Origin of the sequence: Iodobacter sp. BJB302 (genome assembly GCF_002735645.1) — a bacterium.
In the GTDB taxonomy this organism is placed as follows: domain Bacteria; phylum Pseudomonadota; class Gammaproteobacteria; order Burkholderiales; family Chitinibacteraceae; genus Iodobacter.
This window is the reverse complement of sequence record NZ_PDZG01000037.1, coordinates 25,182-50,406: the sequence shown is the minus strand read 5'-3', so window position 1 is coordinate 50,406 and position 25,225 is coordinate 25,182. Positions and strand designations below refer to the sequence as shown.

Below are 25,225 nucleotides of genomic sequence, written 5' to 3'. Positions count from 1 at the left end.
GCAAGCATTTTGCTTAAAATGGCATCTTTACGAGCCTTGGGAATACGCGACATGATAAGTAACCAGCCCCCTGAGTAAGTTAGAATCCCTGAAAAGGGAGTATCTCAACTATCCTGACACAGGGGGTTCCTGCTCCCCCAAACATGAGCGAGGCAAAAAATAGTTCAATGGGTTGATTTAAACTGGGGACTAAGAAGCTTAAAATTTCAATTCCGATACTCATGCTGCTACCTCAATTTTAGTTAATTTTTCTACGCGCTTTTTGCTTTCTTCTTCAAAAATATTAGCAAAATCAATGATTAGGCTTTGTTCTTCTTCATCCAATGCTTCCCAAGTTTTTCCATTTTGAGCGCAATTAATAATAATCATTCCCACTCGGCCGCCTTCCTCAGCAAGATAGCCTTTGTCCTCTTCTTCTAACTCTTCTGGAGTTTTTTCAAGAACCTGCAAAAAACCTTCTGCTGCAAATATATAATTACTCATTTCTCGTGTTCTTTTTGCAAGCGCATCTAGCTCTGATTTAAGTTTAGGCGTGGAAATAGAAAGCTCTTTGAGCATTTCTTCTTCTTCAGAATTTAATTCAGACAGTTTTTTTGCCGTTTCAAGTCTGCGGTGCAATACTTTCTCTTTTGAATATTCTTTGTTTGAATTGGTCCATTTATGTTCAAGTTCAGACAGATTGTGCCCCCAAGCAATAACCATTTCTTCAAATACAAAGGGAATGAGTTTTTTCTGATGGCGGTCATAAATAATATTGTCCAAATAAATCACTTCTTCATCTGAAAGTACAGGCTTTTCAGCAAGCAGCTTTGCTCCTGCTTTGATTAAGAAAATATCATCTAGGCTGATTTCATCAAAATGTTGGGCTGCAGATAATGTTTTTTCTACGCTATCTAATAGCTTTTGAGTAGCACGTAGGCGTAAGTAATGTTCGAAGTCAGCAATTGAGTCTGTATCTATAATTTTTTTAATAGCGCTTTGAACTAATACATAGTCATTAAGCATAGCTGCTAATTGAATAGCTTTAGCCCCCTCGGATCCTTGTTGTACATGCTGTGCAGCCTCCTCGAAAGCTTCTTTATGTGCTTGTGCTTCTTGAGTTTCTTTCTCGCTAAAAAACGCCTCCTTAAGTTTACGAGCAAGAGAAATTGCCCAATTAATTGCTTCTTCTACTTTTTTTAGGATAGGCGAATTTTCCAGCATAAGTAATGCTGTTAAACCTTTTTCGATAGCTAAAATTGTAGCTTTAAGCCAAGGAATCGGTACTGCATTTGCAATTTTGGATAAAAGTGGTGTTATCTTTTGTATATAAGGTTTAACTATCGCCCATGTTTCTTTGACTTTAGCTACAAAGCTTTCAGCTTTATCTGCCATCCAGCTCACTGCTTCTACAGCTACTTCTTTTGTTTTTTTCCATGCCGTATTTACAATCTTAGTTGTGGTTGAAACGACACTTTTAGCTATAGAAAATAAACTCGAAATAAAGCCCATAATGATATATTCCTTTTAATTAGTTAATGCCGAGTAATTTTTTGCTGGCTATGGCATCGCCTATTGATTGGCGACGGGTACCTCCACAGGCAACTTCGGCATTTGCATTGCGTATTTGTTTGATTGCAGATTCAAGATGCTCAATTGATAGTTTTGCATCCAGGCCTAATGATTCAGCTGCGAGTAATGCTTTGGGCAGTGATAAGCGCATGCAGGTGCGGATTTCTCTTCCTGAAAAGCCATCAGATAATTCACTGCAATTTTCAATTAACAGCCCCCGTTCACCTGCGATAGGGATGCCTTTTACAAGCATCCGATCCCACATTCGTTTTCGGGCTGCGAAATCAGGTAAATCAAATTTGATATGGTGGCTAATTCGGCTACGAAATGCCTCATCATAATTTTTTGCAAAATTTGTGGCAAAAATAGCGATGCCATCAAATCGTTCTAATTCGATAAGAAGTGTAGATCGCATGGCATTCACTTCGTTATCGACCCCTTGTGTTACAGAGGAGAGGCGTTTGCCAAGGAGAGTATCTGCCTCATCAAAAAAAATGACTGCACTACTTTCTCGAGCAGCTTCAAATGCAGCTTGAATATTTTTTGCAGTATCTCCCATAAATTTACTTTCTAACTCAGCAATGCCAAGTTGAATAAATGGTAAATCTAGGGTGCCTGCAAGGGCTTCGGCTGCAAGTGTTTTACCTGTGCCTGGTGGTCCATAAAAATTCAATATGGTACTCATGCCAAGTGGGTCGACCGACGAAAATCCCCAGTCACTATAAATTGTTTTATGAAAACGCAGTTTCGCTAGGCACTCATCAAATTGAGTTTTTGTTGATTCTGCAAGAATAACGTCCTTGTCTAATTTAAAATTAGCTTTCCTTGTTTGATAGTTGGACGTATTTGTTTTTTTTTGTTCTTCTTTTAATTTACCTCTGAAAGGTGCTTGAAGGCCACTTGAGTCACTCGATTCATATTTCATTTTTTTTCCATTGTGATTGTGTCTTTCACAGCATCCCTCTTAACCTTCTCAATATACTTCCCCAAGCCCACTGTCGAAATCACACCAACTACAAATACAATTGCAAATGCGGCTAAGCTTTCAAGTGAGGAGTTGTTGTTGCCCATGCTATTTCCTTTATATGTTTAAATTTGCGAAGGCTAAATATTTAAGCCGTTGTGAAATATTGTTTTACTTCATTTTCTAAAGCCAGTAGCAATTCGCTAGAACTGATGATTCATACGTGCGGAATCCAATATCTAATGAGCGGCAGTATCTGATTAGCATGGCTAATGTGGCTGCTGATAATTAAGCCGCCATTTTCTAATTGCTTGATGGTTTATTGTTGCGGCAGCAGTTTTCTACGCAAAAAGTAATAGGCCATTTGCGGGGCAACGGCAAGTAGGACTTCGGTTTTGTCGCTGCTATATCAAATGTCTTCATTACTTTCTATTTCTGCTTTTATTATTTCGGTCTGTATTTTGAATTTAGCCCTTTTTCAAGAAGCTTAACAATTTCGCAGCAAGCAAGGGTGGATTAATTATTAGCCCTTCTTGGCTAATATTTTTTTGTAAACTTCAAAACATTCGTTGATGTGGGAATTACCTAGATATTTCATTGCACCAAAGCCAATCGCTGCATTTGCCACCGAGCCAATAAAGGGAACGAATTTTAGTGCTTGTTTAGCGGCCGTACGACCGGCAACTTTTTTCATTACTTGGGTAATCAGTGTTTTGGTTATTGTTTGCCCAACTAATGCTGTACCATTCTTTTTGATTATTTGATATATAAGATGCTTAGTCGCTGGGCTGTATCCTTCAATTTGTTCTTGTGATAACCCAAATTTTCGATTAATGGCAGGAATAAGTTCAAGCATAATGGCGACATCTGCAGCGATATCAACTCCCGGCATTGGAACAGCGGAGGATACTGCGGAAAGTGATGCTCGGTTGGTGACCATTGAATGACATTCTGTTTTGATAGCTTCTAACTCTGACATCGTGAAGGCCATGCCGGTATCAGCCCTAGAAAAAGTGCTATCCCTACCATAAGCATTATTAGAATGATTGGTTGTATTTTCTGTAGAATTTACAAGCGTTAAATTTTCAATTGAAGATTCCCATACAATGTTGCATGCAGGGCAGGACAGTTTTAATGTTTTTGAGTTTAATGGAACACGGAGTTTTTGTTCGCAGCTGATACAGCCGATAATATGTTTGTTTTCATCCTTACTATCAACGCTTTTGATACCATTAAGCTTATATTTTTTAATATTATTACATGATGGGCATGAAACATTAATAAGTCCTGCGTTATAAGGAACACGCATTTTTTGATTGCATGATTCGCAATAAATAATTACTTTGTTATTTTGCACTGGGGGTTCCTTTAAATTGGGTATTTCGATTTATTTACAGCGGGTACTGTAAAAGTTCATTGACTAGTTTTTGGTGAAGCCAAGTAGGCGTTACTATTTTTAGGTGTGGGATCCAATAGCGGATCAGTGGCAAGATTTGTTGGCTATGGCCGATTTGGCTGCTGATGATAAGGCCGCCGGTTTCCATTTCTTTGACTATTTCTTGCTCTGGCAATAGTTTGCGGCGCAGGAAGTAGTAGGCGGCTTGTGGGGCGACGGTGAGTAAGACTTCGGTTTTTTCTTGGCTATACCAAATATCATCACTTAATTCTATTTCTTGCTGGATGTCTTTTTGCGGAGTGAATGTTTCTGTGCTGATGTGTAGTTGGCTGATTTTGCTGAGGGTAAATGTTTTTAGCTGCTGATTTTCGCTGGCGGCTAAATACCAAATGCCTTTGCTATTTACGAGGCGATAGGGCGCAAGGGTTCTGGCTTTGCCAGCGTATTGCAAATGGCAGAGCGATTTTTGGCGTATGGCTTGATCTAATTGATTGAAATGCTGGTCATTAGATTGCTCGTATTGATGGCCTTTAACCAAGATGCTGCTTTGCGCCAGGGTATCGAGCAGTGCGGTGAGAAAACGTTGGCTGGTATTTGGGAATAGATTTTCTACGCCCATTAATTTGGCAAAGCTGTTTAAATCTTTGCTGGTAAATTTGCCTTTGTATTCTGCCGCAAGTTGATAGCGGTCATCTTTTAGGCGATTTACAATTCCACCTAGGCGATTTAAATCGCGATAAATGGTACGCTCGCTGACATTAAATTCATTGGCTAAGTCTTGCCTGCTAAATGTTTCACCTTGGTTTAATTTTAATAAAATTGCAGCAATTCTAAATGCAAGTGTGTCGTGCTCTGTTACTTTCATTGTTTGGGTATGCTTTATTTATTTTTAATTATTTAGCGCCGCGATGTTACACAGCTTTCGGTATATGCGCCATGCTTATGGCTTATTTCATTTGGGTATTTAAGCATAGGGTACTGACAGGGTGTGGCAGTTCATTATGCTATTTGACTAAATTTCGCATTTAACTTGCAAATTAGAGTTGTTATGATTGTGTTTTTTAAGCTCAGCCGTTCGAGTTCAGACGCCGCTGGCGTAGTGGTATTTGTGGGGGGTAATAGGTTTCAATTAGCCCGTGCAAGCAGTTGCCCTAAGCCAAGAAGTTTTACCTGCAAACCCCTCATGGAGAAACGATGCGAAGCCCTGCTCAGCTTGCTCAGGATCAGTTGGAAGCCTACAACGCGAAGGATTTGGATGCTTTTTGTGCCTGCTATAGCCCTGATGTGCAGGTTTGGCATTTGCCGGCCACTGCTCCTAGTGTGCAGGGATTAGAGCAGTTTCGTGCGCGCTATGCGGCATCTTCATTCGCCAATCCGCAGCAGCGGGCGGAGGTAAGCCAGCGCATGGTGTCGGGCAATAAGGTGGTAGATCACGAGTGGGTGCACGGGCGTGGTGAGCAGCCAGAGTCGGTGATTGTGGTGTATCACTGCGCACAGGGGTTGATCGAGCAGGTGTTCTTTTTTACGGCTTGATTCGCTGCCAATATGGCGGTTGCGCTGAAATAAAAAAATGCCTCAGTTTTTTTGAACTGAGGCATTTTTGATAGCAGGCGTCAATAACGCTTACTACTCTACTGCAGGCTGTTGCCAGGGCAGCGGTACATTGATGCCATTGAGCGTGAAAGCGCCTTTTTCCAGCGAAGCTTTGGCAGAGAGCAGGCCGTTTTCGCTGCGGATCAGGTTTTGATCGGTCAGCTTATTGATTTGGCCTTCTACAAATTGCCCTGCCAGATAATCTAGATCGTCTGCTGCTACGCCGCTATCCGGGCCACCGAACATATTGCGGGCTTGCCACATCACCATGGTTTCGATCACTTTGCGTGGTACAGAGAAATCGGCTCTGGCGTGAAGCTTACTTACAAATTCGACTGGTTTATCCAAGTCTTCAGGCTTAAAGCCTTTGAGGCCTACTTCGGTGGTAAAGCGGATTGAGCCGTCAGGCAGTTTAACGTCAAACTTTTTAATAGCCAGCAGCGGGTCGTGCGTCAGCAGCGGCATACCGTGGGTTTTAACCAGCTTAACCAGCTCGGCTGAGAACTCATCGCGCTTCAGTTGTTTTTTCTGGAGGGCAGTAAATTCATCCGCCAGCTTTGCAAGCGTCGGGCCGTGTAAATGGCTGGCAGTGGCTTGCAGCTCGGCAGGACCATAAGGCTGATCGTCGAGGATTAAGCGGGCAAGGTTGATATTGGCGCCGCCGTTAATAAACTCGCCTTCTTCTGCAATATTGCCAGCGTACTTCAGGTTTTCTAATTTAAGCTTAATCGGGGTGTCTTCCGATAGCTGCATATCAAAACCTGCCAGATTGGCATTGGTTGTACCCAGCATCACGCCGGTTTTACCACGCACATGATCAAAGCCAAAGGTTAAATCATGAAAGGCAAAGGAGAGCTTGCCCTTGGCCTCCCCGGATAAACCAGGGGCATTGGCAATGAGTTTTACGCTGTTGAAATCACCACCGTAATTAAGTGTGGCATCAAAGCCTTTCCATTTGGCTTTTACGCCAGAAATAGCTTCTTCATAATCAAAGCTCGGTACTTTTACAGATATAACGCCATCGTCATTAAAGCCAATTCTGTTTTCAATATGAATCGGTTTTTGTGTGCCAAAGAATTGGGTTAAAAACTTTTGTGTTTCCGGCGAGAAAACGAATTCAGATTCAACCACTGCTTTATATGGGCGCAGATTAAAGCTGCTTAGCAGTGGGAAGGGGCCGTGCTTAATATGCTGGGTATAAGTCACTTCAAATTTAGGCAGCTCAGTGCCTGCACGCTCAATAAAAAAGCGATAAAGCTCAGGGTTAAGCAATAGCGTGGTTTTTTCGTTTGAGCTAAACCAGCCAGGCTGATATTCACGATTTTTTACAATAAAGTAGGGCAGGCTGCTTAGCCATTCATGCTGCTTTTGCAGTGTTTTTTCAGCGGCTTTTCCAGCTACATAGGCACCGCCAATATAGGCTGTGGACAGGATGGCGGCTGTGATTGCACTACCCAGTAATACTTTACGTTTCACCATTGTCTCCGACATTCAATATCGTGCCTCACGCATCAAAAAGGCGTTTCAGATGCAAGCTTGGCAGAAAAACGGGCGCTTGTGGCGCCCGTTAAGATTGGATTTTATATCCGTTGCGCGAGTTCTACAGCTTTACCAATGTAGTTGCTTGGTGTCAGCTCTTTGAGGCGGGCTTTTTCCAGCTCGGGAATTTCTAAACCATCAATAAATACAGCCAGTGCTTCGCGGGTCATACCGCTCTTGCCACGGGTAAGCTCTTTTAGCTGCTCGTAAGCATTAGGCACGGCATAACGGCGCATAACAGTCTGGATTGGCTCGGCCAGCACTTCCCAGTTGGCGTTCAAATCATCCAGCATGGCCTGACGATTGACTTCCAGTTTGTTCAGGCCTTTTAAGCAGGCACTGTAAGCCAGCAGGCTATAGCCTAAACCAACGCCCATATTACGCAATACGGTAGAGTCGGTAAGGTCACGTTGCCAGCGGCTGACTGGCAGCTTTTGCGAAAGATGAGTCAGCATCGCATTGGCCATGCCCAGATTGCCTTCGGAGTTTTCGAAGTCAATAGGGTTTACTTTATGCGGCATTGTGGAAGAGCCAATTTCGTTCTTATTGACGCGCTGTTTAAAGAAGCCCAGCGAGATATAACCCCAGATATCGCGGTTCATATCAATAAGAATGGTGTTGGTACGGGTAAACGTGTCGTACAGCTCGCTCATGTAATCATGAGATTCGATTTGCGTGCTGTAGGCGTTAAAGCTGATGCCAAGGCTTTCTACAAAACGGCGGCAGAAGTTTTCCCAATCAAAATCAGGGTAGGCCGAGATGTGGGCATTGTAGTTACCAACCGCGCCATTGATTTTGCCCAGCAGTTCAATTTTTTCGATTCGAACAAGCTGACGCTCAAGGCGGTAGGCCACATTGGCCATTTCTTTACCCATGGTGGTCGGTGTCGCTGGCTGGCCGTGGGTACGGCTCATCATTGGCGCATCGGCTAAATCGTGGGCCAGCTCTTTGAGCTTACTGACCATTTCTTTGAGCTTTGGCAGCATCACCGCGTCGCGCGCGCCTTTTAACATCAGGGCGTGGCTCAGGTTATTGATGTCTTCCGAAGTACAAGCAAAATGGATGAATTCGTTGGCGGCGCTGACTTCGGCGTTGCCCGACAAGCGTTCTTTCATCCAGTATTCCACGGCTTTTACATCGTGGTTAGTGGTGCGCTCGATGGTTTTCACTTCCAGCGCGTGCTCTGGTGAAAACTGGGCGACAACCGCATCGAGTTCAGCGATGGTGGCTGCAGAGAAAGGCTTAATCTCTTCAATGGCCGCTTCTGCGGCAAGGGCTTTTAGCCAGGCAATTTCAACGGCCACGCGGCTTTTAACCAGTGCGTATTCGCTAAAATGTGGACGTAAATCGGCGAGCTGTTTTTCATAACGACCGTCGAGCGGGGATAGGGCGGTAAGGGCTGAAAGTTCCATTCTAAGCCAAGTCTCACGTCTACAAAAATCAAGGCCCTAATTTTACCACAGCCCACGCCCGCTGCTCTTGCCAAACTGCATTGGCCAGACAAATGAAATGGTAAAAAAAACGATGCAGCCGCCGTTTTATAGCGGGGGCAGAGCCGAAATATTCATTGCCCTGGCTGGGCGGTTATTAATATCCTACTTTAATGTTAAGTATTTGATCAGTTTAGTGAAATTTTACCAAAGTATTTATCTTGTGTTGTTTGCAACGCCAGAACAAATAAGGATGACAGCAGAGGCTGAGTCTTGTAAGAATATCACTATAAATAAATCCAATAAGAGGATGGGGCGATGAATACTGAAATTACAGCAGACTGGCAAAATTGGATTGTTGAAAATCTGGCGAGGGGCTGCGTACCACAATCACTGGTCGAGGTGATGGCAGGAAAAGGTTTTGACCCGATTTTTGCCAATGCAATTGTTTTTCATTTTTCTAATTTGTCAGCGCAAGCGACAGCACCGGTGCCTGCCGCAGCTTATGTGCCTGAGCGCCCCCGCTTTCCGATGGAAGGCGGGGTGATTCAAACACATGACCGTGTCGTCCGGGTCAGTGCCAGAGTGAATAAGCCGGTTGTGGCGATTCTGGATGATGTTTTATCGCTGGATGAATGCGATGAGCTGGTGCGCTTATCCAAGAGCAAATTAAAGCGCTCGACGATTGTTGATCCGCAAACCGGGGCTGAAGAGGTGATCGATGATCGCAGCAGCTACGGTACTTTTTTTACGGTGAATGAAAATGAGTTTATTGCCCGGCTGGATCGCCGCATTGCTGAAGTCATGCACTGGCCGATTGAAAACGGCGAAGGCATGCAAATTTTAAATTACAAAATCGGCGGCGAATATAAGCCGCACTTTGATTATTTCCCTGTTGCCGATAAAGGCAGCCAGGTGCATTTAAAAAATGGCGGCCAGCGTGTATCCACTCTTGTGATGTATTTAAATGATGTGGATGAAGGCGGTGAAACGATTTTCCCTGAGCTGGGGCTTGCTGTTGCGCCTAAAAAAGGCTCGGCCGTTTATTTTGAATACTGTAATAGCCAAAGCCAGACCGACCCACTGACTTTACACGGCGGTAATCCGGTCAGAAAGGGCGAAAAGTGGATTGCCACTAAATGGATGCGCCAGGGGCGGTTTGGTTGATGCAGGCCGGGTTAGACGGTTTATTCGCGGGTTTGCGCGGATAAATCGGCGTAACCCGACATGCTCTGATGAAAAAAAACAGCAATCAGTGCGCCACACAACACTCGTCAGAGCCACCCTCGCACCATAGGTATCTACACAAATTGATGACAGTACTTCAGTGCTGCAGTCTCCCCCTTTGTCAAAGGGGGCTGAAGGGGGGGGCGAGAGGGATTTGCCTTTGGTTTTTGGCTAATTTCAGCCCAACACCAACTGCAAATCAGCCCCCCTTTTTACAAAGGGGGGAAGTGCGCTGACTTGTGTAGATACATATGCCCTAGCTCTGATCTGCCCGCCGTAAATTCAGCGTTTCACCTTGTTCGGTAATCGCTTTGAGCTGCTCCAGCCAGGGCTGAATATCAATCCCCCGTTCTGCCAGCCACGCATCGTTGTAATAAGAATGCGCGTAGCGCTCGCCACTGTCGCAAAGCAGGGTCACTATGCTGCCGCTTTGTCCTGCAGCTTTCATTTCTAAAGCCAGAGCCAGCACGCCTGATAAATTACAGCCCGTGGAGCCGCCCACTCTGCGGCCTAGTTTTTCTGACAGCCAGCGTGTTGCGGCAATAGACAGCGCATCGGGCACTTGAATCATGCTGTCTATCACAGAAGGGAGAAAAGACGCTTCAACTTTAGGGCGGCCAATGCCTTCAATTAAAGAACCGCAATGCAGGCTTAAGCTGCGGTCCTTGCTGCAAAAGGCATCAAAAAATACCGAGTTATCCGGGTCCACACAGGCAATTTTGGTGCTGTGTTGGCGATAACGCACATAGCGCCCAAGGGTGGCGGATGTGCCGCCCGTGCCACAGCTGGCAACAATCCATTGCGGAATCGGATGGGGCTCTAATGCCATCTGAGCAAAAATAGATTCGGCAATATTGTTATTGGCCCGCCAATCGGTGGCGCGCTCTGCGTAAGTAAACTGATCCATAAAGTGGCCGCCGGTTTCTGCGGCAAGCCGGAGCGATTCACTGTGTAAGGTGGTTGGATCATCAACCAGATGACAGCGCCCGCCATAAAAAGTAATAGCTGCAATTTTTTCGGGGCTGGTGGAGGCAGGCATAACCGCAATAAAGGGCAGGCCTAATAGCCGTGCAAAGTATGCTTCTGAAATTGCGGTTGAGCCGCTGGATGCTTCAATGACCGTGCTTTTGGCATGGATCCAGCCATTAGCAAGGGCATATAAAAATAATGAGCGGGCTAAGCGATGCTTTAAACTGCCCGTTGGATGGCTGGATTCATCTTTTAAATAGAAATCGATGCTAGGAAAGCCCGGTAAATCGAGCGGGATTAAATGGGTATCTGCAGAGCGGTTAAAATCGGCTTCAATCGTGCGAATAGCACGGGCAACCCAAGTGCGGCTATCAGTCATATGCGTCATTACTTTGGTGCGAAAGATATCAGAGCATTTCATGGGGGGCGCTCTGGTTCAAGCAAATAATGCGGGCTGGCCAAAGTAAATTTTAAAGGGGATGCGGGGCAGGCATAAAAAAAGGCACCAGCGGTGCCTTTTGTACTGAATTGTGAGCTTATTTTTTAGCTGGCTGACTGGCTTTCATGGCTGCTTTAGATGCCGCTGCAGCGGCAGGTTTTTCGGCCTTGGCCGGGGCTGCTGTAGCTGCTGCTTTACCGCCAACAGAAATCTCGCCTTTTACTTTGTTGTAAACACCATCTTTAATGCCGGGTACTTTTTTAAGGTCTTCAGCGCTCTTAAAGGGGCCATTTTTGCTGCGGTATTCAATAATTGCTTTTGCTTTGGCAGGGCCAAAACCATTCACCGCTTCCAGTTGTTCCTGGCTGGCAGTGTTAATATCTACCGCAGCAAGCGTCATACCGTGCAGTGCAAATGCACCGAGTAATGCGATTAGCCATTTCTTCATGAGATTCCCTTTATTTAAGATAAACAGACGGGCTCAGTGCCTCGGCGAGGCAGTGCAGCTTTAATATAGCACGCCCTGTGTGTTTTTCGTGTCAGATTAGGTTCAGCTTATGGTTGCCATCACATCAGAACAAGCCGTTGGGCATTATGAGAATTTTCCTGTTGCGTCTTTGGTTTTGCCCCGCAAATATCGTAAGGCCGTTGCGGCTGTTTATCACTTTGCCCGTCATGCCGATGATTTGGCCGATGAGGGCGATGCCACGCCTGAAGAGCGTATCAGTGCGCTGGGGCAGTGCCGTGCCGAATTAGATTTGATTGCTGCAGGGAAAACACCCGTGACGGCGCGCTATCAGGCGCTGGCGCTTGCCACGCATCAGTACCAAATCCCTGTTCAGCTTTATCACGATCTGCTGGATGCGTTTACGCAAGATGTAACCAAGCATCGCTTTGCCGATTTTGGTGAGCTGATGTATTACTGCCGCCGCTCAGCCAATCCGGTCGGGCGTATTTTGTTGTATATCTTTGGCCTGGCTACGCCGCGAAATCTGGCTTTATCAGACGGTATTTGCAGCGCCTTACAGCTGATTAATTTTTGGCAGGATGCTGAAAAAGACTGGGCCAATGGCCGTGTTTATTTTCCACAAGCTGATTTAGAACGTTTTGGGGTGAGTGAAGCGCAAATTGCTGCAGGGGAAGTGGATGCCAATTGGCGGCGCTTAATGGCGTTTCAGGTGCGGCGCAGCCAGAAAATGCTGCACGCAGGCGCGCCGCTGGGCAAAATTTTACCTGGCCGGATCGGGCTGGAGATCCGCCTGACTATCCTGGGCGGTGATGCGATTTTAGAGAAATTAAAATTACAGCCTGATGTGTTCCGTCACCGGCCCGTATTAACTTGGCAAGACTGGCCACGTTTGTTGTGGCGGGCGATCAGGGCGAAGTAGAGTTTTAAACGACACAGCTGCTATACAGAACTTTGCAAGCAAGGTGTGGGCGATGTTCAGATTGTGTTTAGTGTTTTTTTTGCTTACAGCCTGTAGAGCCGGTGAGGCCACTCAATTCTTAATCAATGGGGTAGTGATTAAGGTAAAGGACGGCGATTCGCTGGTGATCCGCGATGATCACAATCAGGAGCATCAGCTGCGTCTGGCTTTTATTGATGCGCCCGAATACAGCCAGCCCTTTGGCAACGAGGCTAGGCGTAATCTGGATAGCAGGGTATATCGCAAGCGAGTTCAGGCGCAGGTAATGGATAGCGATCGTTATCAGCGCAAAGTGGTGGTCTTGCATCAGGGAAGTACAGATATTAATAGTGAACAAATTAAGGCGGGCTTTGCCTGGCATTACCAGCACTTTGCCAAGGGAAAACAAAGTAGCGCCGATTTTGAGCGCTACCAAAGTTTAGAGCAGCAAGCCAGACTGGCCAAAATAGGGCTTTGGCAAGATCCCCGTCCCCTGCCGCCTTGGGATTATCGCAAGGCGAACAAGGGGAATTAAAAGGGGCTTACATCTCCAGCGCAATTAATTCCTGCACGGTTTGGCGGCGGCGGATTTGGGTGATTTGATCGCCATCAACCAGCACTTCGGGGATGAGTGGCCGCGAATTGTAATTGGATGACATGCTTGCGCCGTATGCGCCGGTGTCGTGAAACACCAGCAAATCGCCTATTTCACAATGTGGTAAATCTTGGGTGGTGACTTCCCCGCCTTCAATCTGGGTAAATACATCGCCAGATTCGCATAAAGGCCCTGCCACAACGGTGGGGCGAAGCGCGCCGCCGCGTGGTGTGCCATCGGGTGCATAGCTGCTGATACGGTGATAGCTGCCATACATCGCCGGGCGGGCCAGATCATTAAAACCCGCATCAACCAAGGCAAAAAAGTTGCTGCCCACTTGCTTTTGCGCGCGCAGCTCTGAAATTAAGCAACCCGATTGCGCCACTAAAAAGCGGCCGGGTTCGATTTCCATACTGATCTTGTGGCCCAAATGCGTTTCAATCTCTTGACGCGCCTTATCCCAAATATGGAAATAATGATCGGTATCGACAATCGCATCCCCTGCTTGGTAGGGAATCGATAAGCCGCCGCCGATAGAAATTGCGGATAAATCCTGAGCGCAAGTGTTTACCTGGGTAATCATGGCATCGCAGACGCTTTGCAAATGATCGTAATCGACGCCCGAGCCAATATGCATATGCAGACCAATCAGCTTGAGCTTGTATTGGGCGATCAGTGCCAGGCTGGCCGCAAGATGTTCAAACCAAATACCGTGCTTACTTTGCTCGCCACCGGTATTGGTTTTACGGCTGTGGCCGTGGCCAAACCCCGGGTTGATACGCAGCCAGACCGGATGGCCAGGGTGCGCCTGCCCCAGTTGCTCCAGCATTTGGGGCGAGCCACAGTTCACCGGGATATTGAGCTCCACCACGCGCGCCAGTGATTTTTTGTCTAAGAGATCGGCGGTAAAAACAATCGGCGCATGTTTGGCCGTGCTGTCTGGCACAAAGCCTGCCGCCAGCGCACGCTCGACTTCGCCCAGCGAAACCGAATCTACCAGTACGCCTTCTTCACGCATGAGTTTGAGTAAATGGATATTGCTGGAGGCTTTTTGCGCAAAGCGAATCACATCAAATTGGCGCAGGCGGGAAATTTGTGTCCGGATGGTTGCCGCATCATAGGCCCAGCAAGGGGTAGAAAACTGGTCGGCAATCCGGGCAATCTGGCAATTTGATATCATGGCTTGGCACAGTAAGTAGATATAATGGACTTATAATTTAGCAAGGTATTCGTTTGGAATACAGGGCATTTCATAAGTAAATGCCGGATTCAACCTGAGTTTCACTGGAAATGAACCAAGTATGCTTATGAATCCGAAAATCGACCTTTTTGACCAGAAAATACTCCAGCTTTTGCAGACGGATGCGCGGATGTCACACGCAGAAATAGGGCGGCAAGTGCACTTAAGCCAGCCTGCGGTTTCTGAGCGGATTAAAAGGCTGGAGAGCAGTAATGTGATTCGCGGCTATCGGGCTGATATTAACCCTAAGGCGCTGGGCTATCAGATTACCGCCATGATCAGGCTGTCTACCCAGCAGGGCAGGCCCTATGCGCAATTTGTGGCGGACTGCCCGGAGATTATTGATTGCTATACGGTCACCGGGGAGGATGGCGCGGTGATGCGGGTGCTGGCCACCGATGTAGAGCACTTGCAGCGCATAATTAATGATCTGAATGCTTTTGGCTCAACCTCTACTGCCATCGTTTTAACCACCCATGTGGTGGGGAAAACGATTTCTATTGTTTAGGGCAGGCACGTTTTGCTGCCCACTCTGTCAAATTGAATGGCATGGGCATCACGCAGGTACGATATGCCGCTCTGCCCGTTTATTTGGATGCAGCAGGCGCACTGGCCGTGGTGCTGGCTGGCTTTTCAGGCAGATAAAGGCCACCTTTAAAACCGCAGGCTGTAAGAGTGGTAATGGTCAATAGTAATAACAGCGCACGTATCATTTTGGCTACTAGTCAGTATTTAGTGGCAGAATCGCAATTCTAACATGCAGGGAATAGATTGAATGACCGAGTCCGAGTTTCTTGACCTCAGCGATAGCGTATTCGCAAAAATCGAAGCGGCACTGGATGAGAGCGGGCTGGATACAGATACCTTGCTCTCTGGCAATGTATTAGAAATTGAGTTTGAAGATCGCAGTAAAATTATTGTAAACCGCCACGCCGCCAACCAGGAGCTGTGGATTGCCGCGCGCTCAGGGGGCTATCACTACCGTTTGCTGGATGGCGTGTGGCAAAGCACCCGTGAGGCTGGTGAGTTTTTTGCTGATTTAAGTAAAGCAATCAGCGCCCATGCCCAGGAAGATTTTAGCTTTTGATGATTGAGCCAGCGTGGCTGTCGGGCTTGTTTGCCTCGGCTTTTTTATCGGCTACCTTGCTGCCGGGTAATTCTGAAGCAGCCCTTCTGGCCTATCTGCACTTTAATTCCCAAGGATTAATTCCTGCCTTGCTGGTGGTGACGGCCGGTAATACGCTGGGCGGATTACTTACGGTATGGATGGGCCGCCGTTTGCCTGCCGCACCCAAAGGAAAGGCCGTTGCCTGGGCAGAGCGAATTGGCCCGGTGAGTTTACTGCTGACCTGGCTGCCGGTGGTGGGTGATGTTTTATGTGGTGTAGCCGGCTGGCTGCGCTGGCCATGGCGGCAGGTTGTGCTGTGGATGTTATTAGGTAAAGCCGCACGCTATCTGGTGCTGGCGGGTGCAGCAAGCTGGCTGATAGGAGCTTAATTTGTCCCGACGTTTATTGGCATTGATTCTGGCGGCAAGCCTGGTTTCTGCACCCTTGCAGGCCGATGTGCAGTTGCCCAATTTGGGTGAGTCTTCGCAAGAAGGCTTAAGCCCTTTGCAGGAGCGCCAGATTGGTGAATCGGCCATGCGCGAGCTGCGGCGCAGCGGTGCCATGAGCGAAGACCCGGAGCTGGTTGCTTATTTGCGCCAGCTTGGCGGGCGCTTACTGGATGCCAGTGGCGAAACCGAAACCAATTTTGTTTTCTTTCCCATGCTCGATCGCAGCGTTAACGCCTTTGCTATTCCTGGTGGCCTTGTGGGCGTGCATACCGGCCTGATAGTGCTGTCCCAGCATGAATCAGAGCTTGCATCTGTGCTGTCGCACGAAATTGCTCACGTCACCCAGCATCACTTTGCCCGCCTTTTAGAAGGGCAAAAAATGGCCCCTTGGGTGACGCTGGCGGCTTTAGGCTTAGCGATTGTGGCTGCCAGTGCGGGCAAGGGCGATGTAGCGATGGCGGGCCTGATGGGCAGCCAAGCCTATATGATTCAGCGCCAGCTTGATTACACCTATATGTTTGAGCAGGAAGCAGACCGGCTTGGCATGCAGACCTTGCAAAAGGCGGGGTTTGATCAGGCGGCCATGCCGACATTTTTTGACCGCATGCAAAAAAACTCACGGCTGGGGGAGGGGAATGCTCCTGAGTTTTTACGCACCCACCCCGTGACGTATAAGCGGATCAGCGACGCGCAAGCCCGTTTAAAAGATAAGCCTTACCAGCAGTTTAAAGATTCCTTAGACTTCTTATTTGTGCGCGAAAAAGCGCGATTCTTGCAGATGGATGAGCAAGACGCGCTGAATTACTATCGAAAAACCCTGGCAGAAAAAAAATACGCTCATCTGCCATCACACCTTTATGGCCTGGCTTTGGCGCAATTAGCGGCCTTTGATGCCAATGGCGCATGGGTTTATTTGCAGCAATCCAAACAAGCCTTAGGCAAAACGCATTCCTCATTAGAATATCTGGCTGGCAGCATCCGCCTTGCACAAAAGCGCCCTGATGATGCTTTGCAAATATTTAAAGAAGCCAGCAAACGCTTCCCCGCCAGCCGGGCCCTTGTTTATGGCGAAATCGACGCGCTGATTGCCAACCAGCAATTGGGCGACGCTTTGGCCAGTGCCCAGTACGCCAGCGAGCTTTATCCTTCAGACGCATATCTCTGGCAGCGTATTTCCAAAATTCAAAATGCACGGGGGGATGCGGTACGCCAGCATCAGGCTCAGGCCGAGTACTACACCCGTCTTGGTGAATACACCGCAGCGATTGAGCAGCTGCAGCAGGCGCAAAATGCCGGTGCTGGCGATTTTTATCTTTTATCGGCGATTGAGGCGCGTTTAAAAGAGCTGAAGCAATTGCAGCTGCCGCTTAAATAAGCAGGCAGATAAAGCGCTGACGCAAAGGTTTTTCACACCAAGCGTGGCTTACCCTCTGTATGTGTAATGCAGCGGGGAGGTATTTCTGGCGGTAATTTTTTACCGGAGCCCTTATTTCAACTGCCCCACCTTAAAACGCAGTATTTCTAAATAAACTTCAGGATCGGGCGGGGTATTGTTTCTTTGGGCTTGCCACATCATTTCACCCAAGCCATCCATCATGGCGTGCAGGGCGGTGTGTTCCAGCGATAATCTTTCACAGAGTTGCTGATATAAAGCTTTAACGCCAGCGGGCTGATCGATCGAGATTTGTTCTTCAATGGCAAGGTGCATACTGATATGCAAAAAAGGATTGGTTTCGCCATATTCGGGCGGCCAGTCTTTATCTAAGTATTCTTCAGATAGAATCGGCTGGTATTCGGGGTGATGCAGCAAGATGCCCGCAATTATTTTTTCGATATCGGCCAGCGGCGCATTCGCCTGATGTTTCTGCCATGCTTGAATAAAAAAGCGGCGGGCTTCATCGCGGGATGGGTTAAATAGCATGTGTTCTCAACTAAGGATAAATAATGAGCAATATCGGTGATTTTAGCGTGCAAGGTATGGCTGGGGAAACGGTTGATTTGGCTCAGTATGCCGGTTCGGTGGTTTTGGTGGTGAATGTAGCGAGCCAATGTGGCTTTACGCCGCAGTATGAAGGCTTGCAAGCCCTTTATGAGCAATATAAAGACCGTGGTTTTGTGGTGCTGGGTTTTCCGTGTAATCAGTTTGGTGCGCAGGAGCCGGGCAGTGAAGCGGAAATCCTGGATTTTTGTACCACTAAATTCAATGTGAGCTTTCCTCTGTTTGCCAAGGTGGATGTGAATGGAGAAAACGCGGCTCCGCTCTTTACTTGGCTAAAAAGTGAAAAGCCTGGTTTGTTGGGGATTGAGGCAATCAAGTGGAATTTCAGTAAATTTTTACTGGATAAGCAAGGTAAGGTGGCAGATCGCTTTGCTCCGATGACAAAACCCGAAGAACTCAGTGCTGAGATTGAAAAGCTGCTGTAAGACTGTAATCTATTCATAATGAATTTGGCTTCACATTGATAGATAAGGGCTTTTACGGTACAATGTGGCTCAATTTTGTGCGAGCGGGATAGCTGGGGCTATCCCGTTTTGCCATCCTCAGAAATATCCGAACTCAATCTTGTGGGCGCAATGCCCAGGAGCCGCCTGTGTCAAAACCAGCCCTTCTTGCGCTTGCCGACGGCACCCTCTTTCATGGTATTTCCATCGGATGCGATGGCTCAACCATTGGTGAGGTCGTGTTCAATACGGCGATGACCGGTTATCAGGAAATCCTGACCGATCCATCGTATACCAAGCAAATGGTCACTCTGACCTACCCACATATCGGTAACTACGGCGTAAGCCCGGAAGACGTTGAGTCACATTCCGTGTTTGCCGCAGGCCTGATCATTCGTGATTTGCCACTTTTACATTCTAATTTCCGCTCTGATATGAGTCTTGGCGATTACCTCGTTAAGAATAATGTTGTGGCGATTGCAGATATTGATACGCGTAAGCTCACTCGTATTTTGCGCAGCAAAGGTGCTCAGCCAGGTTGTATTGTTACTGGTGACAATATTGATGCGGCGGCTGCTGTTGAAAAAGCCAGGTCTTTTGGCTCAATGGCAGGGCAAGATCTGGCTAAAGTGGTGAGCTGTAAAGAATCTTTTGCATGGACAACAGGTGAATGGAAGCTGGGCACGGGTTACACCGCGCAAACAAATCCAGAATTCCACGTTGTTGCCTACGATTTTGGCGTGAAGTACAACATTTTGCGCATGCTGGCTGAACGCGGCTGTAAATTAACCGTTGTGCCTGCTCAAACGCCTGCCAGCGAAGTATTGGCTCTGAAGCCCGATGGCGTGTTTTTATCGAATGGCCCGGGAGATCCTGAGCCTTGCGATTACGCGATCAGCGCGATTAAAGAAATTCTGGCGACTCATTTACCCGTGTTTGGTATTTGCCTTGGCCATCAGTTACTGGGCCTTGCCAGTGGCGCTAAAACCAGCAAGATGAAGTTTGGCCACCACGGTGCAAATCATCCTGTGCAGGATTTAGCCAGCAAGCATGTGATGATCACCAGCCAGAATCATGGCTTTCAGGTGGATGAAACCAGCTTGCCAGCCAATGTAACGGTGACACATCGCTCACTGTTTGATGGCACAGTGCAAGGGATTGCCTTGACTGACAAACCTGCGTTTTCTTTCCAGGGGCACCCGGAAGCAAGCCCGGGGCCAACCGATGTAGCTTATCTGTTCGATAAATTTATTGGTTTGATGCGAGAGCAAAAAGCAGCGGTTTAAGGGGCGTACTGTGTGGCTTCTGGCCGCACAGCCTAGCGAATAGTGGTTTGAGGGTAGAGCAATGCCAAAACGTACAGATTTAAAAAGCATCTTAATCATTGGTGCTGGCCCGATTGTGATCGGCCAGGCTTGTGAGTTCGACTATTCCGGAGCGCAGGCATGTAAGGCGCTGCGTGAAGAGGGTTACCGCGTTATTTTGGTGAACAGCAACCCTGCCACCATCATGACTGACCCGAATATGGCGGACGTGACTTACATCGAGCCAATTACCTGGCAGATGGTTGAAAAAATTATTGAGAAAGAGCGCCCGGATGCGCTGCTGCCAACCATGGGTGGCCAGACGGCTCTGAATTGCGCGCTCGATCTGTGGCGCAATGGCGTACTGGAAAAGTACAGCGTAGAAATGATTGGCGCCAAGCCGGATGCCATCGATAAAGCGGAAGATCGCGGTAAGTTTAAAGATGCAATGACCAAAATTGGCCTGTCTACGCCAAAATCGGGCATTGCTCACAATATGGAACAAGCGCTGGCTGTGCAGGCCTCGGTTGGGTTTCCTACACTGATTCGCCCTTCGTTTACCATGGGTGGATCGGGCGGCGGTATTGCTTATAACCGCGAAGAATTCCTGGAAATCTGTGATCGTGGTTTTGAAGCTTCGCCTACCAATGAGTTGCTTATCGAGCAATCGGTTCTGGGCTGGAAAGAGTACGAGATGGAAGTGGTGCGTGACCGCGCCGACAACTGCATTATCATCTGTTCAATCGAAAACTTTGACCCAATGGGTGTGCATACCGGTGATTCGATCACCGTGGCCCCCGCGCAAACGCTGACCGATAAAGAATACCAAATCATGCGTAACGCCTCTTTGGCGGTGTTGCGTGAGATTGGCGTGGATACGGGTGGTTCAAACGTTCAGTTTGCTACTAACCCAGAAAATGGCGAGATGATCGTTATTGAAATGAATCCACGCGTAAGCCGCTCTTCAGCGCTGGCCTCAAAAGCAACGGGGTTCCCGATTGCCAAAGTGGCTGCCAAGCTGGCTGTAGGCTTTACCTTGGATGAATTACAAAACGAAATCACCGGTGGCAAAACACCTGCTTCTTTCGAGCCATCGATTGATTACGTTGTGACCAAAATCCCGCGTTTTGCTTTCGAGAAATTCCCGCAAGCCAATGACAAGCTGACCACGCAAATGAAGTCGGTTGGTGAAGTGATGGCGATTGGCCGCAGCGTTCAGGAATCCATGCAAAAAGCCCTGCGTGGCTTAGAAACCGGCATGTCTGGTTTTGATGAAATGACCACTGACCGCAGCGTGATCGAAGCAGAAATTGCAACGCCAGGCCCGGAGCGTATCTGGTATGTGGCAGATGCATTCCGTGTAGGCATGAGCATGGCCGAGGTATTCAATCTGACTAAGATTGATCCTTGGTTCCTGCGTCAGATCGAAGACCTTGTTCAGGAAGAAAACGCGATTCGTGGTACGGCGCTTGAGTCAATTGACTACGCCACCATGCGCCGCTTAAAGCGCAAGGGTTTCTCGGATCGTCGCCTGGCTGCATTGCTGGATACCGATCAGGCCGCGGTGCGTAAAGCGCGTCATGCCCTGAAGATTCGCCCTGTGTACAAGCGTGTGGATACGTGTGCGGCTGAATTCTCTACCGATACTGCGTATATGTATTCCACATACGAAGAAGAGTGCGAAGCTGCGCCTACCGATAAACGCAAAATCATGATTCTGGGCGGCGGGCCAAACCGCATCGGCCAGGGGATTGAGTTTGATTATTGCTGCGTGCATGCCGCACTGGCGCTGCGTGAAGATGGTTTTGAAACCATTATGGTGAACTGTAATCCGGAAACCGTATCTACCGATTACGACACCTCGGATCGCCTGTATTTTGAGCCGCTGACACTTGAAGACGTGTTGGAAATCGTTAATATCGAAAAGCCGGAAGGCGTGATCGTGCAATACGGTGGCCAGACTCCGCTTAAATTAGCCCGTGCGCTGGAAGCAAACGGTGTGGCCATTATTGGTACTACGCCAGATATGATTGATGCCGCTGAAGATCGCGAGCGCTTCCAGAAATTATTGCAGGATTTAGGTCTGCGTCAGCCGCCTAACCGCACTGCGCGTAATGAGCGCGATGCACTGCTGCTGGCTGCTGAAATTGGCTACCCGCTGGTGGTTCGCCCTTCTTATGTATTGGGCGGTCGTGCGATGGAAATCGTGCATCAGCAGTCTGATTTAGAGCGCTATATGCGTGAGGCCGTGAAGGTATCGAATGACAGCCCGGTGCTGCTCGACCGCTTCCTTAACGACGCTATTGAAGTGGATGTGGATGCGATTTGTGATGGCACCGATGTCCTGATTGGCGGCATTATGGAGCACATCGAACAAGCTGGCGTGCACTCGGGCGACTCGGCCTGCTCTTTGCCTCCGTTTAGTTTGTCGAAAGAAATTCAGGATGAGCTACGCCGCCAGACTGTTTTGATGGCAAAAGGCCTGAATGTGGTGGGTCTGATGAATGTGCAGTTCGCTATTCAGGGCAAAGGCGATGCTGCCATCGTGTTTGTACTTGAAGTCAATCCGCGTGCATCACGCACTGTGCCTTATGTATCTAAGGCAACAAGCCTGCCATTAGCTAAAATTGCCGCACGTTGTATGGCAGGGCAGAGCCTTTCATCGCAAGGCGTGACGCGTGAGGTTATTCCTCCGTACTTCTCGGTTAAAGAAGCGGTATTTCCGTTTATTAAATTCCCGGGCGTAGATTCTATTCTTGGCCCGGAAATGAAATCGACCGGTGAAGTGATGGGTGTAGGTGATACATTTGCGGAAGCTTTTGTAAAATCGCAACTCGCTGCAGGGGTGGCATTGCCAACACAGGGTAATGTGTTTGTATCCGTGAAAGATGGTGACAAGTCAGGTGCTTTAGAGTGTGCCAGGGTGCTGACAGACCTGGGCTTTAAAGTTTTTGCGACCAAGGGTACAGCTGCAGCCATCGGTGAAGCAGGCGTTGTTGTTCAGAGTGTGAATAAAGTAACTGAAGGGCGTCCGCATATTGTGGACATGATCAAAAATGGTGAAATTTCCATGATTGTGAATACTGTCGACGAACGTCGCCAGGCCATTCAGGATTCTTACTCGATTCGCCATGAAGCCATGAAGGCCCGCTTACCCGTGTTTACAACGATTGCAGGCGCAAAAGCGGCGTGTATTGGTATGCGTGATTTGGGTGAAATGCGGGTTTATGATCTGCAGGGCTTGCATCGTACGATCAAACACTGATAATTTACGCCCTAAGGTTCGTGGATGATGTTCTACCTTAGTCAGATATCACCCGCTGGAACTTAAGTAAAAGCCGCCGTCCACTCGTGACGGCGGCTCTTCTTTTTGGATGGAGACTGTAAAGAAATGATAAAAATTCCGCTCACCGTACAAGGTGCGGTAAAACTGAAAGCCGAACTGCAAAATCTGAAGAGCGTAGAACGTCCTTCCGTGATTGCAGCGATTGCCGAGGCACGTTCGCACGGTGATTTGTCGGAAAACGCTGAATATGATGCAGCGAAAGAAAAGCAAGGCTTTGTTGAGGGCCGTATCGCTGAATTGGAAAGCAAGCTTTCCAATGCCCAGCTGATCGAGCCTGCCAGCCTTGCAGAAACTGCCGAAGGCCGCGTGGTATTTGGCGCAACGGTTGATCTTGAAGATCTTGAAACCAGCAATAAAGTGACCTACCAGATTGTGGGTGATGATGAGGCTGAAATTAAAGAATTTAAAATCTCCGTATCCAGCCCAATCGCCCGTGCTTTGATCGGTAAGTATGCCGGTGATGTTGCCGAGGTCGTTGCCCCGGGCGGGATTCGTGAGTATGAAGTACTCGACGTTAAATATATTTAAAAGCTCTGGCGCAAGCTGTACCTTGCACTGATCGTATGCCGGAAATGGCTTAAAATCTTATTGCCAGCGTGGGTGATGGTTTTTTGTCATTTTGCCGGGTACTTCAGCTTGTTATGACGTTTTCAACTGACTATTAAATCTGGGAATGCAATGGGCTTAGGTTCAGGTTTAAAAAACCTTCTCACCGTACTGTGGATTGGCGGTATGTGGACCATAGGCGTTATCGCAGCTCCTGCTTTGTTTGCAGGCTTAGATAAAGCGACTGCAGGCATGGTGGCAGGAAAGCTGTTTCATGCGATTGGTTGGGTGGGGATTGTTGCAGGTGTGTATCTGGCCATTTGGTGTGTATGGCAGATGGGTATGCGAGGATTTCAGAGCAGTAAGTTCTGGCTGGTGGTGGGGATGCTGTTTTGCACCCTGATTAATCAGTTTGCTATCTTTCCCTTAATTGCCAGTTTAAAGCCTGCTGTAAGCACGGCCGCAGAAGGCGTGTTTGGCGGGGGATTAGCGCAATGGCATACTATTTCCAGCCTGATTTATCTGTTGCAAAGTGTGTTTGGTATAATTTACATCTGGTCAGATAGTGATCGCTAGGCACAAAAGATTAGGGCGACCTGAGTCGCCCTAACGTATGTAAAACCCGTTTATTTGGCTTTTTTTGCCTTGGGTAGTACGATTCGTGGCTTGTCGCTGTTCGATGCGCGGTAAACAATTAATAGCTTACCAATGTGTTGAACGGCGGACGCGCCTAACTCAGAGCAGATCTTTTGCATGTATTCTTCACGCAGGGCACGATCATCACCCAGAACGCGGATCTTAATGAGTTCATGTGCATCTAAATTAACAGCAATTTCGCGGATTACCGCGTCTGCCAGGCCATTATTCCCGATCATCACGACTGGATCGATATGATGAGCCAAGCTTTTCAGATGGCGACGCTGATCCGATGTGAGTTCCATTGTTTCAAATCCTTGACTAAACAGGCAATTTTACCTCATGGCTCGTAGCAATTCCAGTAATGCGTGGATGAAGGAACACGTCAACGATCATTATGTTCATCAGGCGAAAAAAGAGGGCTACCGTGCGCGCGCTGCTTATAAGCTGCTTGAGATTAATGAAAAAGATAAATTATTCAAACAAGGCCTGTGGGTGGCCGATCTGGGGGCCGCACCCGGAAGCTGGTCGCAAGTCGCCAGTCAGCATGTCGGTGAATCTGGTCGCGTTTTTGCGCTAGACTTACTGGATATGACGCCGATCAGGGGCGTGGACTTCATTCAGGGGGATTTCAGAGACGAAGAAGTGCTGGCTCAGTACACAGAATTACTGGCTGGCCGTCAGGTAGACCTTGTGATTTGCGATATGGCCCCCAATATAACGGGGAACGCGGTGATGGATCAGGCTCGCAGTATGTATTTATGTGAGCTTGCTTTGGAATTTGTTCGTGAACAATTGAAACCAAACGGGTATTTTCTGGTCAAGGTATTCCAGGGTTATGGTTTTACCGAGTACATGAATGCCATGCGTGAGACATTTACTAGTGTTGTAACCCGTAACCCTAAGGCTTCGCGTGATCGCAGCAATGAAACTTATTTGCTCGGCAGGCAAAAAAAAGCCTGAAACAGCTTATTGGATTTAAGTACCTGCAGCAGGCAGTGCTAAGCTTATGCAGACTGCCAGCCATAAACGCGTGGAATTTTTT

General features: G+C 47.9%; 26 protein-coding genes and 1 pseudogene. 14 read left to right on the top strand and 13 right to left on the bottom strand.

Annotated features, from left to right (window positions below):
- Positions 1-219 precede the first annotated feature (219 nt).
- The 5 genes from CSQ88_RS13105 to CSQ88_RS13090 form a co-directional block, all read right to left on the bottom strand.
- Positions 220-1,491: a hypothetical protein gene (locus CSQ88_RS13105; protein ID WP_099398539.1), complete on the bottom strand. Its 1,272-nt coding sequence runs from the start codon at positions 1,489-1,491 to the stop codon at positions 220-222.
- 19 nt (positions 1,492-1,510) lie between these two features.
- A complete protein-coding gene (locus CSQ88_RS13100; RefSeq protein ID WP_099398538.1) occupies positions 1,511-2,476 on the bottom strand; it encodes an ATP-binding protein in 966 nt (321 codons plus the stop codon).
- Positions 2,473-2,622, bottom strand: coding sequence for a hypothetical protein (locus CSQ88_RS23005; RefSeq protein ID WP_180273653.1), 150 nt, complete (start codon positions 2,620-2,622; stop codon positions 2,473-2,475). Before CSQ88_RS23005 ends, CSQ88_RS13100 begins: the two co-directional genes overlap by 4 nt.
- A gap of 416 nt (positions 2,623-3,038) precedes the next feature.
- Positions 3,039-3,872, bottom strand: coding sequence for a hypothetical protein (locus tag CSQ88_RS23410; RefSeq protein WP_257212593.1), 834 nt, complete (start codon positions 3,870-3,872; stop codon positions 3,039-3,041).
- 34 nt (positions 3,873-3,906) lie between these two features.
- The gene (locus tag CSQ88_RS13090) at positions 3,907-4,776 is read right to left on the bottom strand and encodes a YafY family protein (protein ID WP_099398537.1); all 870 of its coding nucleotides are present in this window, start codon (positions 4,774-4,776) and stop codon (positions 3,907-3,909) included.
- A 329-nt stretch (positions 4,777-5,105) separates the two neighbouring features.
- Here CSQ88_RS13090 and CSQ88_RS13085 point away from each other — a divergent pair, with 329 nt between their 5' ends.
- The gene (locus CSQ88_RS13085) at positions 5,106-5,444 is read left to right on the top strand and encodes a nuclear transport factor 2 family protein (RefSeq protein WP_099398536.1); all 339 of its coding nucleotides are present in this window, start codon (positions 5,106-5,108) and stop codon (positions 5,442-5,444) included.
- A 93-nt stretch (positions 5,445-5,537) separates the two neighbouring features.
- Here CSQ88_RS13085 and CSQ88_RS13080 read toward each other — a convergent pair whose 3' ends face one another.
- Positions 5,538-6,995, bottom strand: coding sequence for a YdgA family protein (locus CSQ88_RS13080; protein WP_099398535.1), 1,458 nt, complete (start codon positions 6,993-6,995; stop codon positions 5,538-5,540).
- 89 nt (positions 6,996-7,084) lie between these two features.
- A complete protein-coding gene (gene purB, locus CSQ88_RS13075) occupies positions 7,085-8,455 on the bottom strand; it encodes an adenylosuccinate lyase (RefSeq protein ID WP_099398534.1) in 1,371 nt (456 codons plus the stop codon).
- A gap of 336 nt (positions 8,456-8,791) precedes the next feature.
- On the opposite strand from purB, the gene CSQ88_RS13065 reads away from it, so the two are divergent.
- Positions 8,792-9,640, top strand: coding sequence for a 2OG-Fe(II) oxygenase (locus CSQ88_RS13065; RefSeq protein ID WP_099398532.1), 849 nt, complete (start codon positions 8,792-8,794; stop codon positions 9,638-9,640).
- A gap of 316 nt (positions 9,641-9,956) precedes the next feature.
- Here the strand turns inward: CSQ88_RS13065 and CSQ88_RS13060 are convergent, their stop codons facing one another.
- Both CSQ88_RS13060 and CSQ88_RS13055 read right to left on the bottom strand, forming a co-directional pair.
- Complete coding sequence (locus CSQ88_RS13060) at positions 9,957-11,090, bottom strand: PLP-dependent cysteine synthase family protein (RefSeq protein WP_306475245.1); 1,134 nt, start codon at positions 11,088-11,090, stop codon at positions 9,957-9,959.
- 115 nt (positions 11,091-11,205) lie between these two features.
- Positions 11,206-11,556 (bottom strand): helix-hairpin-helix domain-containing protein, encoded by a 351-nt coding sequence (locus tag CSQ88_RS13055; RefSeq protein ID WP_099398531.1) that lies wholly within the window; start codon positions 11,554-11,556, stop codon positions 11,206-11,208.
- Positions 11,557-11,665: 109 nt separating this feature from the next.
- Here CSQ88_RS13055 and hpnC point away from each other — a divergent pair, with 109 nt between their 5' ends.
- On the top strand, positions 11,666-12,496 hold the full coding sequence (hpnC, locus tag CSQ88_RS13050) for a squalene synthase HpnC (protein WP_099398530.1): 831 nt from the start codon (positions 11,666-11,668) through the stop codon (positions 12,494-12,496).
- Positions 12,497-12,629: 133 nt separating this feature from the next.
- Positions 12,630-13,049, top strand: coding sequence for a thermonuclease family protein (locus tag CSQ88_RS13045; RefSeq protein ID WP_180273652.1), 420 nt, complete (start codon positions 12,630-12,632; stop codon positions 13,047-13,049).
- 7 nt (positions 13,050-13,056) lie between these two features.
- Here the strand turns inward: CSQ88_RS13045 and lysA are convergent, their stop codons facing one another.
- The gene (lysA, locus tag CSQ88_RS13040; RefSeq protein WP_099398528.1) at positions 13,057-14,289 is read right to left on the bottom strand and encodes a diaminopimelate decarboxylase; all 1,233 of its coding nucleotides are present in this window, start codon (positions 14,287-14,289) and stop codon (positions 13,057-13,059) included.
- 121 nt (positions 14,290-14,410) lie between these two features.
- On the opposite strand from lysA, the gene CSQ88_RS13035 reads away from it, so the two are divergent.
- A complete protein-coding gene (locus tag CSQ88_RS13035) occupies positions 14,411-14,857 on the top strand; it encodes an Lrp/AsnC family transcriptional regulator (RefSeq protein WP_099398527.1) in 447 nt (148 codons plus the stop codon).
- Positions 14,858-15,014: 157 nt separating this feature from the next.
- On the opposite strand, the pseudogene CSQ88_RS23680 reads toward CSQ88_RS13035, so the two are convergent.
- Positions 15,015-15,062, bottom strand: a pseudogene (locus CSQ88_RS23680) (hypothetical protein); the annotation flags it as partial.
- Positions 15,063-15,124: 62 nt separating this feature from the next.
- Between CSQ88_RS23680 and cyaY the strand changes: the two are divergent.
- From cyaY to CSQ88_RS13020, 3 genes are read left to right on the top strand one after another with little or no spacing between them, the layout of a single operon-like run.
- On the top strand, positions 15,125-15,436 hold the full coding sequence (gene cyaY, locus CSQ88_RS13030) for an iron donor protein CyaY (protein ID WP_099398526.1): 312 nt from the start codon (positions 15,125-15,127) through the stop codon (positions 15,434-15,436).
- On the top strand, positions 15,436-15,846 hold the full coding sequence (locus CSQ88_RS13025; protein WP_099398525.1) for a YqaA family protein: 411 nt from the start codon (positions 15,436-15,438) through the stop codon (positions 15,844-15,846). The genes cyaY and CSQ88_RS13025 overlap by 1 nt, the downstream gene beginning before the upstream one ends.
- Position 15,847: 1 nt before the next feature.
- Positions 15,848-17,281: a M48 family metalloprotease gene (locus tag CSQ88_RS13020; protein ID WP_099398524.1), complete on the top strand. Its 1,434-nt coding sequence runs from the start codon at positions 15,848-15,850 to the stop codon at positions 17,279-17,281.
- Positions 17,282-17,392: 111 nt separating this feature from the next.
- Here CSQ88_RS13020 and CSQ88_RS13015 read toward each other — a convergent pair whose 3' ends face one another.
- Complete coding sequence (locus CSQ88_RS13015; RefSeq protein WP_099398523.1) at positions 17,393-17,827, bottom strand: DUF1841 family protein; 435 nt, start codon at positions 17,825-17,827, stop codon at positions 17,393-17,395.
- A 23-nt stretch (positions 17,828-17,850) separates the two neighbouring features.
- On the opposite strand from CSQ88_RS13015, the gene CSQ88_RS13010 reads away from it, so the two are divergent.
- The 5 genes from CSQ88_RS13010 (at position 17,851) to CSQ88_RS12990 (ending at position 24,120) form a co-directional block, all read left to right on the top strand.
- On the top strand, positions 17,851-18,330 hold the full coding sequence (locus tag CSQ88_RS13010; RefSeq protein ID WP_099398522.1) for a glutathione peroxidase: 480 nt from the start codon (positions 17,851-17,853) through the stop codon (positions 18,328-18,330).
- A 167-nt stretch (positions 18,331-18,497) separates the two neighbouring features.
- Complete coding sequence (carA, locus tag CSQ88_RS13005; protein WP_099398521.1) at positions 18,498-19,634, top strand: glutamine-hydrolyzing carbamoyl-phosphate synthase small subunit; 1,137 nt, start codon at positions 18,498-18,500, stop codon at positions 19,632-19,634.
- Between the two features lie 61 nt (positions 19,635-19,695).
- Entirely contained in the window at positions 19,696-22,917 is a 3,222-nt protein-coding gene (carB, locus tag CSQ88_RS13000) for a carbamoyl-phosphate synthase large subunit (RefSeq protein WP_099398520.1), read from the top strand.
- 126 nt (positions 22,918-23,043) lie between these two features.
- The gene (gene greA, locus CSQ88_RS12995; RefSeq protein ID WP_099398519.1) at positions 23,044-23,526 is read left to right on the top strand and encodes a transcription elongation factor GreA; all 483 of its coding nucleotides are present in this window, start codon (positions 23,044-23,046) and stop codon (positions 23,524-23,526) included.
- Between the two features lie 150 nt (positions 23,527-23,676).
- Complete coding sequence (locus CSQ88_RS12990; protein WP_099398518.1) at positions 23,677-24,120, top strand: DUF4149 domain-containing protein; 444 nt, start codon at positions 23,677-23,679, stop codon at positions 24,118-24,120.
- 50 nt (positions 24,121-24,170) lie between these two features.
- Here CSQ88_RS12990 and yhbY read toward each other — a convergent pair whose 3' ends face one another.
- On the bottom strand, positions 24,171-24,485 hold the full coding sequence (gene yhbY / locus CSQ88_RS12985; RefSeq protein WP_099398517.1) for a ribosome assembly RNA-binding protein YhbY: 315 nt from the start codon (positions 24,483-24,485) through the stop codon (positions 24,171-24,173).
- A gap of 37 nt (positions 24,486-24,522) precedes the next feature.
- Between yhbY and rlmE the strand changes: the two genes are divergently transcribed.
- On the top strand, positions 24,523-25,143 hold the full coding sequence (gene rlmE, locus CSQ88_RS12980; protein WP_099398516.1) for a 23S rRNA (uridine(2552)-2'-O)-methyltransferase RlmE: 621 nt from the start codon (positions 24,523-24,525) through the stop codon (positions 25,141-25,143).
- Positions 25,144-25,225 lie beyond the last annotated feature (82 nt).